The sequence below is a fragment of the Caballeronia sp. ATUFL_F1_KS39 genome (genome assembly GCF_023630985.1).
Classification (GTDB): domain Bacteria; phylum Pseudomonadota; class Gammaproteobacteria; order Burkholderiales; family Burkholderiaceae; genus Caballeronia; species Caballeronia zhejiangensis.
On the sequence record NZ_JALQDZ010000027.1, the window covers coordinates 1 to 14082 of the forward strand.

General features: G+C 62.0%; 11 protein-coding genes. 10 read left to right on the top strand and 1 reads right to left on the bottom strand.

What is annotated here, in order from left to right:
- Positions 1 to 119: 119 nt before the first annotated feature.
- Entirely contained in the window at positions 120 to 887 is a 768-nt protein-coding gene (locus tag NCR93_RS13810; protein ID WP_239295574.1) for a GNAT family N-acetyltransferase, read from the top strand.
- 4 nt (positions 888 to 891) lie between these two features.
- On the opposite strand, the gene NCR93_RS13815 is transcribed toward NCR93_RS13810, so the two are convergent.
- On the bottom strand, positions 892 to 1887 hold the full coding sequence (locus NCR93_RS13815; RefSeq protein WP_008354155.1) for a GlxA family transcriptional regulator: 996 nt from the start codon (positions 1885 to 1887) through the stop codon (positions 892 to 894).
- Between the two features lie 410 nt (positions 1888 to 2297).
- Between NCR93_RS13815 and NCR93_RS13820 the strand changes: the two genes are divergently transcribed.
- The 9 genes from NCR93_RS13820 (at position 2298) to NCR93_RS13860 (ending at position 13349) form a co-directional block, all read left to right on the top strand.
- A complete protein-coding gene (locus NCR93_RS13820) occupies positions 2298 to 3269 on the top strand; it encodes a dipeptidase (RefSeq protein WP_008354153.1) in 972 nt (323 codons plus the stop codon).
- Between the two features lie 31 nt (positions 3270 to 3300).
- Positions 3301 to 3831, top strand: a complete 531-nt coding sequence (locus tag NCR93_RS13825) for a DUF5943 domain-containing protein (protein WP_008354152.1) — start codon at positions 3301 to 3303, stop codon at positions 3829 to 3831.
- Positions 3832 to 3859: 28 nt separating this feature from the next.
- Entirely contained in the window at positions 3860 to 5923 is a 2064-nt protein-coding gene (locus tag NCR93_RS13830) for an NADH:flavin oxidoreductase (protein ID WP_175982381.1), read from the top strand.
- 14 nt (positions 5924 to 5937) lie between these two features.
- Positions 5938 to 7854: a (Fe-S)-binding protein gene (locus NCR93_RS13835; protein WP_175982382.1), complete on the top strand. Its 1917-nt coding sequence runs from the start codon at positions 5938 to 5940 to the stop codon at positions 7852 to 7854.
- A 4-nt stretch (positions 7855 to 7858) separates the two neighbouring features.
- Positions 7859 to 9022 carry an electron transfer flavoprotein subunit alpha/FixB family protein gene (locus NCR93_RS13840; protein ID WP_175982383.1) on the top strand — a complete coding sequence of 388 codons (1164 nt, stop codon included), beginning with the start codon at positions 7859 to 7861 and terminating at the stop codon, positions 9020 to 9022.
- Entirely contained in the window at positions 9019 to 9777 is a 759-nt protein-coding gene (locus NCR93_RS13845; RefSeq protein ID WP_175982384.1) for an adenine nucleotide alpha hydrolase family protein, read from the top strand. The genes NCR93_RS13840 and NCR93_RS13845 overlap by 4 nt, the downstream gene beginning before the upstream one ends.
- Before the next feature lie 38 nt (positions 9778 to 9815).
- Complete coding sequence (locus NCR93_RS13850) at positions 9816 to 11114, top strand: aromatic ring-hydroxylating oxygenase subunit alpha (protein WP_175982385.1); 1299 nt, start codon at positions 9816 to 9818, stop codon at positions 11112 to 11114.
- A gap of 23 nt (positions 11115 to 11137) precedes the next feature.
- On the top strand, positions 11138 to 12379 hold the full coding sequence (locus NCR93_RS13855; protein ID WP_372492632.1) for an FAD-binding oxidoreductase: 1242 nt from the start codon (positions 11138 to 11140) through the stop codon (positions 12377 to 12379).
- A gap of 151 nt (positions 12380 to 12530) precedes the next feature.
- A complete protein-coding gene (locus tag NCR93_RS13860) occupies positions 12531 to 13349 on the top strand; it encodes a glycine betaine ABC transporter substrate-binding protein (RefSeq protein ID WP_412135661.1) in 819 nt (272 codons plus the stop codon).
- The last annotated feature ends 733 nt before the right edge of the window (positions 13350 to 14082 follow it).

Consider the following 14082-nt stretch of genomic DNA (forward strand, 5'->3'; position numbering starts at 1 on the left):
CAGACCGTGCGCGAGCCAAGCCCGATTAGGTGTTTGAGGGCACTCTTTAGGCAGCCCACGATGGACGAGAGGACTACCCAAATTGCGTGTGACCGCGGGCGTATCGGAAGCTGCTTTCTTTGCTTACTTTCTTTGCAGCAGCAAAGAAAGTGAGTGCCGCCCCGCACAGGGGCAGTGCTAATAGACCGACGCGAAAACGGGATCCGGCGAAACCAAGCCAAGCCAACCCAACCCGGGCTCCGGCGAAACCCACGCCAAGCCAAACCGGCCCCCGGAAGAAACCGGCATCCGGCAAAACCCGAACCAAGCGAAAACCACAAGGCAAAAAGCAAGAAAACCGCGTCATACTAGGACGCATGAAGGCCGATTACCTCCGAACCGCGCTTTCCTTCCGCCTGGCGGCCCCCTCCGATGCTGCGGAAATCGCGCGCATCCACGTGAAGGCCTGGCAGGCCGCCTATCGTTCCATCTTCCCCGCCGAATACCTCAATTCGCTTTCCATTCCGAAACGCCGTGCCCTCTGGTCCGAGCTGATCGCGCGCGGCATGCCCCGCATAATGCTCGCCGAACGCGACGACATCATGCTCGGATGGATCGCATGGGGCCCGTCACGCGATAACGACAAAGGCAGAACGGATGCCGAAATCGAAGCCATCTATATCGACCCGGCACACTGGCGCCAGGGCGCGGGAAGAATGCTGATCGATGAAGCGATCAACGCCGCGGCAAGCGAAGGCTATCGGGAAATGACGCTCTGGGCGCTCGAAGAAAACGTGCACGGCCTGCGCTTCTACAAGGCGCTCGGCTTTGCACTGGACGGCGTGTTCCGCACCGAAAGACTCGGCGGATGCGAAGTCTGCGAAACGCGCCTTCACATGGCGATCTGAACGCTCAGGCCACCATCGCGGGAACGGCAGCCAGCGGCGGCACCTGCTTGCGCCGCTCGCGCGTCGGCGCCGTGCCGAACGCATCGCGATAGCTCTTCGAGAAATGACACGCCGACTGAAAACCGCACGCCATCGTGATGTGCATGATCGACATGTCGGTCTGCAGCAGCAATTCACGCGCGCGCCGCAAGCGCAACGTCAGATAGTAATGCGTCGGCGTCATGCCGAGATGTTCGCGGAATAGCCGCTGCAGTTGCCGTTGCGACATGCCCGCGAGCCGCGCCAGTTCCTCGCGCGACAACGGCTCTTCGATGTTGTTCTCCATCAGCGAGATGACTTCGAAGAGCGACTTGTTCGCGGACCCCAGACGCGCGACGAGCGGCATCCGCTGCTGCGCGCTCGTATCGCGCACATGCTCGACGATGAACTGCTCCGCGATCTGTGTCACCCGCGCGGTGCCGACGCGTGCCGCGATCAAGTTCAGCATCATGTCGAGCGGCGCGACGCCGCCCGTACACGTCACGCGATCGCGATCGACCACGAACAGCTCTTTGAGAAAGCGCGTGTCGGGAAACTCTTCTTTAAGCGCCGACATGTTTTCCCAGTGAATCGCGCACGCATAGCCGGCGAGCAAGCCCGCGCGCGCCAATGCATACGTGCCGGTGCAAAGCGAGCCGAGCACGCTGCCCGTGCGCGCGAAACGGCGCAAGGCAGAAAGATGCGCGGGCGTAGTCGCACGCTGCACGTCGATGCCGCCGACCACGAACACGATGTCGGGCTGCCCCACGCATTCCACCGGACCGGTATCGACGGAAAGCCCGTTGCTCGCCGTCACCGGCCCGCCCTCCGGACTCACGATCGACCAGCGATACAACGGCTGCCCCGTCAAGTAGTTCGCCATGCGCAGGACTTCGATCGCATTGGTGAACGCGATCATCGTGAAGTTGGGAAGCGGCATGAACGCGAAGTGTGACAGCGACGCCGTGCGATCGGAGGACATGTGAGAACTGATTCCTTGGAATCTATTGAGTGGCGCCGTCATGCGCGGCGCTTACCACGCTTGCAATTTTGGTTGCGAGTGCAACTACCATGCCATCAGGCTAAACCCTGATCGATGAAGGGCATCGCGCATGCTCCGCTGCGCGCTCGCACTGACGCGGGGCCAGGCGCCGCAAGACATGCACTGCAGCAGCGCACGATCGTTCCGATGCAGTGCAACAGCCCACACAAAAAATTCGCTACACCGAAAAGGAATTCGCCACTTGTCGAAAACAGACGCGCATGTCGGAAAAGGTAAAGAACACGTCTGAATTCGTAAATTGACCGGCAGGGCGAAAGTCAAGAATAGACGCAACGACGAAAGCGACGTCGAACGACCCCCACCTCTCAGGCGACACGGAGCACACCACGATGAGCACCCTCCACAACGACAGCATCATCATCGACGGACTGAACATCTCGAAGTTCGAGCGCTCCGTGTTCGAAGACATGAGAAAGGGCGGCGTCACCGCCGTGAACTGCACCGTGTCGGTGTGGGAAGACTTTCAGAAGACCATCGACAACATCGCGGAAATGAAGCAGCAGATCCGCGAATACAGCGAAATTCTCACGCTCGTCCGCACGACCGACGACATCCTGCGCGCAAAGAAGGAAAACAAGACCGGCATCATCTTCGGCTTCCAGAACTCGTATGCGTTCGAGGACAACCTCGGCTATATCGAAGTGTTCAAGGAGCTGGGCGTGAACGTGGTCCAGCTTTGCTACAACACACAGAACCTCGTCGGCACGGGTTGCTATGAACCGGACGGCGGTCTGTCGGGTTATGGCAAGGAAGTGATTCACGAGATGAATCGCGTCGGCATCATGGTCGATCTCTCGCACGTCGGCGCAAAGACGTCTTCCGATGCGATCGCCTGCTCGAAGAAGCCCGTCACGTACTCGCACTGCTGTCCGTCGGGACTCAAGGATCATCCGCGCAACAAGAGCGACGATCAACTGCGCGAGATCGTCGATGCGGGCGGCTTCGTCGGCGTGACGATGTTCTCGCCGTTCCTCAAGAAAGGCCCGGATGCAACGGTCGATGACTATCTCGAAGCGATCGAATACACCATCGATGTCATCGGCGAAGACAACGTCGGTATCGGCACGGACTTCACACAAGGCTATAGCACCGAATTCTTCGACTGGATCACGCACGACAAGGGCCGTTATCGCCGCCTGACGAACTTCGGCAAGGTCGTGAATCCGGAAGGCATTCGCACGATCGGCGAATTCCCGAACCTCACCGCTGCAATGGAAAAGGCCGGCTGGAGCGAATCGCGCATCAAGAAAGTGATGGGCGAAAACTGGATGCGCTTCTTCGGCGAAGTCTGGAACGTCTGACCGTCAACGACAAATAAAGAGGAACCCCGCGATGCAACCGCAACTGCCTATCGATGTCGATCCGCAAACCGGCGTCTGGACCACCGACGCGCTGCCGATGCTCTACGTGCCGCGCCACTTCTTCACGAACAATCACGTCGCCGTCGAAGAAGCGCTCGGCCGCGATACGTATGCCGAGATTCTCTACAAGGCCGGCTACAAGTCCGCGTATCACTGGTGCGACAAGGAAGCCGAGAAGCACGGCATCAGCGGCATGGCGTGCTTCGAGCATTACCTGAAGCGCCTGTCGCAACGTGGATGGGGACTCTTCACGATCGTCGAAGCCGATCCTGCGACATCGCATGCGCGCATTCATCTGCATAACTCGTCGTTCGTGCTCGCGCAGCCCGGCAAAGAGGGCAAGCTCTGCTACATGTTCGCGGGCTGGTTCGCGGGCGCGATGGACTGGGTCAACGACACGGCTCCCGACAGTGCGAAGAAAGGTCCGCGCTCGAAGTCGATCGAAACCCAATGCGCGGCGGAAGGCCATTCGCATTGCGTATTTGAAGTGTCGCCGCTGTAAGCAAAGCTCAACTCCGAGGTCGATCGCGATGCGTTACCCGAACCTTTTCAAGCCTCTTCAGCTCAACAAGCTCACGTTGCGCAACCGCATCGTCAGCACCGCGCACGCGGAGGTCTATGCCGAACCGGGCGGTCTGCCCGGCGACCGCTATATCCGCTATTACGAGGAGAAAGCGAAGGGCGGCGTCGGCCTCGCCGTGTGCGGCGGTTCGAGCCCGGTGTCGATCGACAGTCCGCAAGGCTGGTGGAAGTCGGTGAACCTCGCGACCGACAAGGTCATCGATCCGCTCTCGCGTCTCGCCGAAGCCATGCATCGTCATGGCGCGTTCATCATGATTCAGGCGACGCACATGGGCCGCCGCTCCGCATGGCACGGCGAGCACTGGCCGCATCTGATGTCGCCGTCGGGCGTGCGCGAGCCGGTGCATCGCGGCAACGCGAAGATCATCGAAGTGGAAGAGATCAAGCGCATCATCCAGGACTTCGCGGCGGCCGCGAGGCGCGTGAAGGATGCAGGCATGGACGGCATCGAGATCTCGGCGGCGCATCAGCATTTGATCGATCAGTTCTGGAGCCCGCGCACCAACTTCCGTACCGATGAATGGGGCGGTTCGTTGGAGAATCGTCTGCGCTTCGGGATGGAAGTGCTGAAGGCCGTGCGTGAAGAAGTGGGCGCGGATTTCTGCGTCGGCCTGCGCATGTGCGGCGACGAATTTCATGAAGACGGTCTCTCGCACGAGAACCTCAAGGAGATCGCGCAGGCGATGTCCGAAAGCGGCCTCATCGATTATGTCGGCGTGATCGGTTCGGGCGCGGATACGCACAACACGCTCGCCAACTGCATGCCGCCGATGGCGCTGCCGCCCGAGCCGTTCGTGCATCTCGCCGCGGGCATCAAGTCGGTTGTGAAGCTGCCGATCATGCATGCGCAAAGCATTCGCGATGCGGGACAGGCCGAGCGTCTGCTTGCAAACGGCATGGTCGATCTCGTCGGCATGACGCGCGCGCAGATCGCCGATCCGCATATGGTCATCAAGATTCGCGATGGCCGCGAAGACGAAATCAAGCAGTGCGTCGGCGCGAACTATTGCATCGATCGCCAGTACAACGGTCTCGACGTTTTGTGCGTGCAGAACGCCGCGACGTCGCGCGAACAGACGATGCCGCACGTCATCGAAAAGACGCGTGGCCCGAAGCGCAAGGTTGTCGTGGTCGGCGCGGGGCCTGCCGGTCTCGAAGCGGCGCGCGTCGCGCGTTCGCGTGGTCATGATGTCGTGCTGTTCGAGAAGAACGATTATGTCGGCGGTCAGATCATGCTCGCCGCGAAAGCGCCGCAGCGCGAGCAAATGGCCGGCATCGTGCGCTGGTTCGACATGGAAACGAAGCGCCTCGGCGTCGATCGCCGTCTCGGTGTCGCCGCCGACGAGAAGATGATCATGGCAGAGAAGCCGGACATCGTCGTGCTCGCGACGGGCGGTTCGTCGTTCACCGATCAGGTCCCTGCGTGGGGCGTCGAAGAAGGTCTCGCCGTGAGTTCGTGGGACATTCTTTCGGGCAAGGTCGAGCCGGGCAAGAACGTGCTCGTCTACGACGGCGTATCGACTCATGCGGGCGCGGGCGTAGCGGACTTCATCGCGTCGCGCGGCAATAACGTCGAGATCGTCACGCCCGATGTCAAAGTCGCCGACGACACCGGCGGCACCACGTTCCCGATCTTCTATCGCCGTCTCTATGCGCAAGGCGTCATTCATACGCCTAACTACTGGCTCGACAAGGTCTACGAGGAAAACGGCAAGAAGATCGCCGTGATCCGCAACGAGTACACGGAAGAGCAGGAAGAGCGCGCGGTGGATCAGGTCGTGATCGAGAACGGCATCACGCCGAACGACGCGCTCTACTGGAAGCTCAAGCCCGAGTCGCTCAATCGCGGACAGATCGACGTGCACACGCTGTTCGCATCGCTACCGCAGCCGTCGTTGAGCGAAGAGCTCGGGAACGGACGCTTCCTGTTGTTCCGCGTCGGCGACTGCATCTCGATGCACAACATCCACAGCGCGATCTACGATTCGCTGCGCCTCTGCAAAGACTTCTGACGAGGTATTCGACGATGAACCCCGTGTTTGTCATCACCGCGCTGTTGTGGCTTTCGATGGCGGGCCTCGCGTTCGCCTTGCTCAAGCGCGCAGCGTACTGGCGCGAAGGCCGCGCGACGACGGCCGGCGCCTATGGATGGGCGAATCTGCTGACCATTCCGAAGCGCTATTTCGTCGATCTGCATCATGTCGTGGCGCGCGATCCGTATATCGCGAAGACGCACGTCGCGACCGCGGGTGGCGCGATCCTCGCGATGGCGCTCGTCTTCATCAACTACGGTCTCGCGATCTATTCGGTGTGGCTCGACCGCGCGATTTTCCTCGCGGCGATCATCATGTTCGTCGGTGCGATGTTCGTGTACAAGCGGCGTCGCGCGAAGGACGTGCCCGCGCGTCTGTCGCATGGACCGTGGGACAGCCTGCCGTTGCTGCTCGGTTCGTTCGCGCTCGGTCTCGCGTTGTTCATGCTGCTGCCTGCATCGTGGATGTCCGGCGCGCTCGCGATCATCGTCGCGTTGCTGATCGCGGCGGGCGCGTACACGATGACCTTCGGCGCGGCGCAAGGCGGCCCGATGAAGCACGCGATGGCGGGTCTGCTGCATCTCGCCTTTCATCCGCGTCAGGAGCGTTTTCACGCGAAGGACGAGAACGAACGCGAAGTCGTGCCGCCGACGGCGCTCAAGAAGCCCGTGCTCGATGCGAAGGAATATGGCGTCGGCAAGCCGGTCGAGTTTCGCTGGAATCAGTTGTTGAGCTTCGATGCCTGCGTGCAGTGCGGCAAGTGCGAGGCCGCGTGTCCCGCGTTCGCATCGGGTCAGCCGTTGAATCCGAAGAAGCTGATTCAGGATCTGGTCGTCGGCATGGTCGGCGGATCGGACTCGCAATACGCGGGTAGCCCGACACCCGGCATTCCCGTCGGCAGGCATTCCGGCGGTCCGGCCAAGCCGCTCATCTCGCAGATGATCGAAGCGGACACGATCTGGTCGTGTACGACGTGCCGCGCGTGCGTGCAGGAGTGCCCGATGCTGATCGAGCACGTCGATGCGATCGTCGACATGCGCCGCAATCAAACGCTCGTCGAAGGCGATGTGCCGGGCAAAGGCCCGATCACGCTCGCGAACCTGCGCGAGACCGGCAGTCAGAACGGTTTCGATATCGGCGCGCGCTACGACTGGTCGGTGGATTTGCAAGTGCAGGTCGCGCAGCCGGGACGCCCTGTCGATGTTCTGCTGATCGCCGGCGAAGGCGCATTCGACATGCGCTATCAGCGCACGCTGCGCGCGCTCGCCAAAGTGATGAACAAGGCGGGCGTCGATTACGCGGTGCTCGGCGGCGTCGAAACGGATACGGGCGACACGGCGCGGCGTCTCGGCGACGAAGCCACGTTCCAGCAATGCGCATCGAAGCTGATGAACACGCTGTCGCAATACCAGTTCCGTCGCATCGTCACGGCGGATCCGCATGTGCTGCATAGCTTGCGCAACGAATATCGCGCGCTTGGCGGCTACTACGAAGTGCAGCATCACACGGCGTTCATGGCGGAGCTCGTCGCGAGCGGCAAGCTCACGCCGAAGGCCGCCGCCGTGCTCGCGGACAAGAAAATCACGTACCACGATCCGTGCTATCTCGGCCGCTACAACGGCGAGACGGAAGCGCCGCGCAAGTTGCTGAAGACCATTGGCATCAAGGTCGTCGAGATGGAGCGTCATGGCATGCGCGCGCGTTGCTGCGGCGGTGGCGGCGGTGCGCCGCTGACGGATATCCCCGGCAAGCAGCGCATTCCCGATATCCGCATCGCGGATGCGAAGTCGGTCGGCGCGGAAGTCGTCGCGGTCGGTTGCCCGCAATGCACCGCGATGCTGGAAGGCGTGGTCGGTCCTCGTCCCGAAGTGCTCGACGTGGCGGAACTCGTCGCTGCGGCCTTGGAGTGAAGCGATGAACAACGACATCAAACGAATCGATCCGCGCCGTCCCTTCGTCATCACGGCCGATGGACTGAAGCGCATCACGCTCGGCGAAATCGGCAATGGCGTCGTGCTGAACTTCACGCACGGCGGCCACAAGGAAGCGACGAAGCCGCGCCGCACGACGAAGCCCGCGACGCGTTCGCTGCTCGTCGCGGCGCACACGGATCGCGGCGCGCTCGACGATCACGCGCGCCAGGCGCTCGCGGCCGCCGCCTTGCTCGCGGACGATCAGACCGAAGTCGTGCTGATCGCGTTCGGCGAGTTCAAGGACGATGCCGCCGTGCTCGGCGCGGATCGCTACGTCGCGCTGCCGGAGTTCGATCGCCGCAACTACGCGCCCGACGAAGAAGTGCGCGCGTTGACCGCCTGCGTCGCTGCGTTCCGACCGGCGCATATCTTCATGCCCGACAACGCAACCGGCGACGGCGATCTCGGCCGCCGCTACGCCGCACGCGCCGATGCGTCCATCGCGACGCAGGTCGTCGAAATCGATGCAGCGCATGTCGCGTCGTATGCACAGGCGGGTCGCGCGCTTGCATCGCGTGCATTGCCCGACATGGTTTTGCTTGCAGCTCATGCCGTCGATGCGAAGCTGCCCTTCGTCGGCGCGGGCGAGGCGATGAATCCGCAAGGCATCGTGCCGGCGGCGAAAGCGAGCGCTTACGTCGATCTCGGCATCGAAGAGATGGACGCGGCGCAGGTCGCGCTGGAGGAAGCGGACTTCATCGTGTCGGCGGGCAACGGCGTGTCGGACATCGCCGCGTTCGAAGCGCTCGCGGGCACGCTGGGCGCGGCGATCGGCGCGAGCCGCGTCGCCGTCGACGATGGCAAGTTCACGCGCGACAAGCAGATCGGCGCGACCGGCAAGACGGTCGAGGCGAGCGTGTATATCGCGTTCGGCATTTCGGGCGCGGTGCAGCACTTGCAGGGCATCAAGGATTGCCGCCACGTCATCGCCGTGAATCTCGACGCCAGCGCGCCGATCGCGAAGCGCGCGAATCTGACGATCGTCGCGGACACGCAGGAAACGATCAAGGCACTGACCGATGCCGCCGCCGCCGCACGCGCCGCGCGTGCCAGCGGCGGATCGATCGCGCAGACCGCGCACATCGCCGAAGGAGTCGCTGCATGAAGATCGCCGTTCTCGTCTCCACCGGACGTCATCCCGTCAGCGGCGCGGCGTGCTACAGCCGCAACGACGCCGCCGCGCTGACCATCGCCATCGGCATCGCGAAGACGCACGGCGCGCAACTCGACGTGTTGCACGCGGGTGATCCGGCTAATCCGGCGTTGCAGGAATATCTCGCGCTCGGCGCGTCGAAAGTCGAAGTGCTCAACACGCAAGGCGATGCGTGTGCGGCCCTCGCGCAAAGGCTTGCGGGTTACGAGCTCGTGTTCACCGGCACGCGCGCCGAAGGCGCTTACGACAGCGGCACGCTGCCGTACAAGCTCGCGGATGCGCTGAACGTTCCGCTCGTCGGCGCGGCCGTCGATGTCAGCGTGACGAAGGAAGGCGTCGAAGTGCGCCAGTTCATGCCGAAGGGCTTGCGCCGACGCGTGCGCGCGCCGCTGCCCGCGCTCGTCGCCGTGCATCCATTGGCCAACGCCGCGCCGCGCTACGCCTATGCGCGCATGCGCGAAGGCCACGTCGCGCCGGTCGCCGCGAGCGCGCCCGTCGACAAGGAAAGCACGGCGTGGCGCATCGGCCCGGTGACGGCCAAGCCCAAGAAACTCGCCGCGCCGGAAAAGCGCTCGGGCCACGCGCGCATGCTCGGCGCGACGACGACCGAAAGCCGCGGCGGAAGCGTCGTAATTGACGGGAGTTCCGTCGAAAAAGCACAAGTGATTCTGGCGTATTTGCGCGAGCATCAACTCGTCGATTACTGATTTCTCGACCCACATCGACCCACATACAGGTGCACACGATGAAAGTTTCGGCAGACGTTCGCGCAATGATCGAACGCCGCAAAAAGGGCCACACGCTCGAGGCGCCGTTCTACACGAGCGAAGAGATTCACGCGCTCGACCTCGATGCCATCTTCCGCAAGACCTGGATTCAGGTCGCCGTCGAGCCGGACATTCCCGAGCCGGGCGATTACACGACGATCGAGATCGGCAACGATTCGATCCTGATCGTGCGCGACGACGATATGGAAATACGCGCCTTCTACAACGTGTGCCGGCATCGCGGCGCGCGCCTGTGCAATCAGGAGAAGGGCTCGCTCGGCAATATCGTGTGCCCGTATCACAGCTGGACCTACAACCTCTCCGGCGATCTGATGTTCGCCGAGCACATGGGCGACCAGTTCGACCGCTGCAAGCACAGCCTGAAGAAGGTGCATGTCCAGAATCTCGCGGGCCTCATCTTCGTCTGTCTCGCCGATGAACCGCCCGCCGATTTCGCCGTGATGCGCGAAGCGATGGAGCCGTATCTCGCGCCGCACGGTCTGAAGGATTGCAAGATCGCGGCGAGCATCGATATCGTCGAGAAGGGCAACTGGAAGCTCACGATGGAGAACAATCGCGAGTGCTATCACTGCGTCGCGAATCATCCAGAGCTGACCATTTCGCTTTACGAATACGGCTTCGGCTATCAGCGCTCGCCCGCGAACGAAGAAGGCATGGCGGCGTTCGAGAAGACCGTCGAAGAGCGCACGAAGCAATGGGAAGCGATGTGCCTGCCGTCCGCGGAAATCGAACGCCTCGCCGATCTCGTGACGGGCTTTCGCACGCAACGTTTGCCGCTCGATCGCGATGGCGAATCGCAGACGCTCGATGCGAAAGTCGCATCGAAGAAACTGCTCGGCGGCTTCGAGCGCGCGGACCTGGGCGGCTTGTCGTTCTGGACGCAGCCGAACTCGTGGCATCACTTCATGAGCGATCACATCGTGACGTTCTGCGTGATTCCGCTTGCATCGGGGGAAACGCTCGTCCGCACGAAGTGGCTCGTGCACAAGGACGCGCGCGAAGGCATCGATTACGACGTCGACAATCTCACCGCCGTGTGGCGCGCGACGAACGATCAGGACCGCACGCTCGTCGAGTACTCGCAACTCGGCGTCGCGAGCAACGCCTACGAACCGGGTCCGTACTCTCCGTTCACGGAAGGTCTCGTCGAGAAGTTTTGCGAGTGGTACATCGGACGTCTTGCCGATTACGCCGATACGCCCGAGCACGGCGTCGATGCGTCGCTCGGTGAGAAAGTCGTTTCCTTCATGCGCTGACAGCCTCGTAGCAGGAGTAGAACATGATGCGCGATCAGGCTACTTTCGAGCCGACCGACAGCCGCGTGACCCAGCCGAAGTTCTGGGGGACGCTGCCCGTGCGCTGGAATTGCGACACGGACGAGACGCTCGTCTGCTGTCACGTCCGGCAGGAGACGCACGACGTCAAGAGCTTTTTCTTCAAGGCGCCGGGTGAGCGCACGTTCGTCTTCGAGCCGGGGCAGTTCATCACGCTTGAGCTCGAGATCAACGGCGAGCAGATCAATCGCTGCTATACGATCTCGTCCGCGCCGACGCGCCCGCACACGATCTCCATCACGGTGAAGCGCGTGCCGGGGGGACCGGTGTCGAACTGGCTGCACGATAACCTCGTCGCGGGATCGACGGTGCGCGTGCTCGGGCCATCGGGCGAATTCACGTGCGCGCGTCATCCGGCGCGCAAGTATCTGTTCTTGTCGGCGGGTTCGGGCATTACGCCGCTCATGTCGATGAGCCGCGCGCATCACGAACTCGGCGACGATGCCGACATCGTGTTCGTGCATAGCGCGCGCACGCCGGATGACATCATCTTTGCGCGCGAGCTCGATCTCATCGCGTCGAATCACAAGAACTTCCGCACGGCGTTCGTGTGCGAGCGGGTCGGCACGCGCACGAACTGGCCGGGCGTGACGGGCTTTCTCACGCTGCCGCTCCTGAAGCTGATCGCGCCGGACTTTCTCGAGCGCGAAGTCTTCACGTGCGGCCCGGCGCCGTATATGAAGGCGGTGCGCGATCTGCTCGATGCAGGTGGTTTCGATCGCAAGCATTATCACGAGGAGAGCTTCTCGTTCGGCGTCGTCGAGGAAGTCGCGGCTGAACTGACGACGGCGCATGTCGCCGAGGCCCTTGCGGCGCAGACGGATTTCGTCGAAGCGCGCGAGGACGCGGTCGGCTTTGCGCCTGCGCCGACAGAGCCCGTCGAGATCATCGAAGCGCCTGTTGAAGCCGCGCCCGTCGTCGATACGAAGTTCAAGGTGAGCTTCGCGAAGAGCCGGCGCGACATCGAATGCGGCAGCAACGAACATGTGCTCGATGCGGCGAAGAAGGCGGGCGTGCGCTTGCCATCGTCGTGTACGCAGGGCATGTGCGGGACGTGCAAGGTCAAGCTCGTGTCGGGCGAAGTGAGCATGAAGCATGCGGGCGGCATACGTCAGCGCGAGATCGATCAGGGCATGGTGCTGCTGTGCTGCAGCAAGCCTATGAGCGATCTCGTCGTCGACAAGTAAGCCCTGAGGGGCGCGTCGTTTCTTGACAACTGAGTGTCGGAAAAGTGCGCTACGCGTCAATTCTGGCTGGTGATTCTGTTCGCTACACGGCGTGGGGCCGCTAAGGGGAAACCAAATGAAACCGATGAGAAGAATGCTCGTTTTGGGGGCGATGAGCGCCGCCCTCGCATCGAGCCTGATGGCAAACGCCGCGGATAAGCCGACGATCAAAATCGGTTATGTCGAGGGCTGGGACGATAGCGTGGCGACGTCGAACGTGGCGGCGCGCGTGATCGAGAAGAAGCTGGGTTATCCGGTGCAACTGGTGCCGGTGGCCGCGGGCGTGATGTGGCAGGGCGTGGCGCGCGGCGATCTCGACGCGACGCTGTCGGCGTGGCTGCCGGTCACGCATGGCGCGTACTGGAACAACTTCAAGTCGAAGGTCGTGAATCTCGGTCCGAACTTTCAGGACGCGAAAATCGGCTTGATCGTGCCGGAGAACGTCGACGTCAACAGCTTGAGCGATCTCGAGGCGAAGAAGGCGGAATTCGATTCGCGCATCGTGGGCATCGATGCGGGCGCGGGCGTGATGCAGAAGACGAGCGAAGCGATCAAGGCTTATAACCTCGACTACAAGCTGCTGCCGAGCTCGGGTTCGGCGATGACGGCGGAACTGGCGCGTTCCGAAGCGGCCAATAAGCCGATCATCGTGACGGGCTGGAAGCCGCACTGGATGTTCGCGAAGTACAAGCTCAAGTTCCTCGAGGATCCGAAGAAGGTGTTCGGTGAGTCGGAGCACGTCGATAACGTGATCAATCCGGAGCTGGAGAAGAAGGCGCCGCAGGTGGTGGCATTCCTCAAGAAGTTTCAGTGGAAGCCGGGTGAGATCGATAGCGTGATGCTGGCGACGCAAAATGGAGAGAAGCCGCAGGCGGCGGCGGATGCGTGGATCAGCGCGCATGGGGATCGGGTGGAGTCCTGGACTAAGTAATTTTTTTCGTTGGGTTTTTTGGGTCTTTGGGCGTTTGGGCAAACGCTGAGCGTCGTGGGTTATGCCTGCGGCGCTTTTTTTTGGGGTTTTGCTTTTGGCTTTTGGCTTTTGGCTTTTGATTTCGCCGGATCCCGTTTTCGTGTCGGTCTATCAGCATTGCCCCTGTGCGGGGCGGCACTCACTTTCTTTGCTGCTGCAAAGAAAGTAAGCAAAGAAAGCAGCTACTGATACGCCCGCGGTCACACGCAATTTGGGTAGTCCTCTCGTCCATCGTGGGCTGCCTAAAGAGTGCCCTCATAGGCCCAACCGGGCTTGGATCGCGCACGGTCTGAACCATCGCACCACACACCAAACGGGTTCAGCACCAAATAGCTCCAGCCCGCTTCGCGGCCGACCGGTCAATCGGGTCTGCGCGTGCTTCTCTACTAACGTCTCCATCTCTCCGCAAGTGCCGCACGTTGGTTTCCCTTGCATACCCGGCGGCAGCGCGTAGCGCTGTGCCGAAGCTCTTTCGTGCTGCACCAGTGTCCTCAGCGTTTTCGGGCGGCAGACCGCGCGCGATCCAAGCCCCGTTAGTCCTTTGAGGGCACTCTTTAGGCGAGTGCCACCTGGAACGAGAGAACTACCCAAATTGCGTGTGACCGCGGGCGGTGACGAGCTGCTTTCTTTGGTTACTTGTATATTGAATCTGGCGTCCGGAAGCTGATCTCTCCCGTTCGCTCGAAGCGGTAGC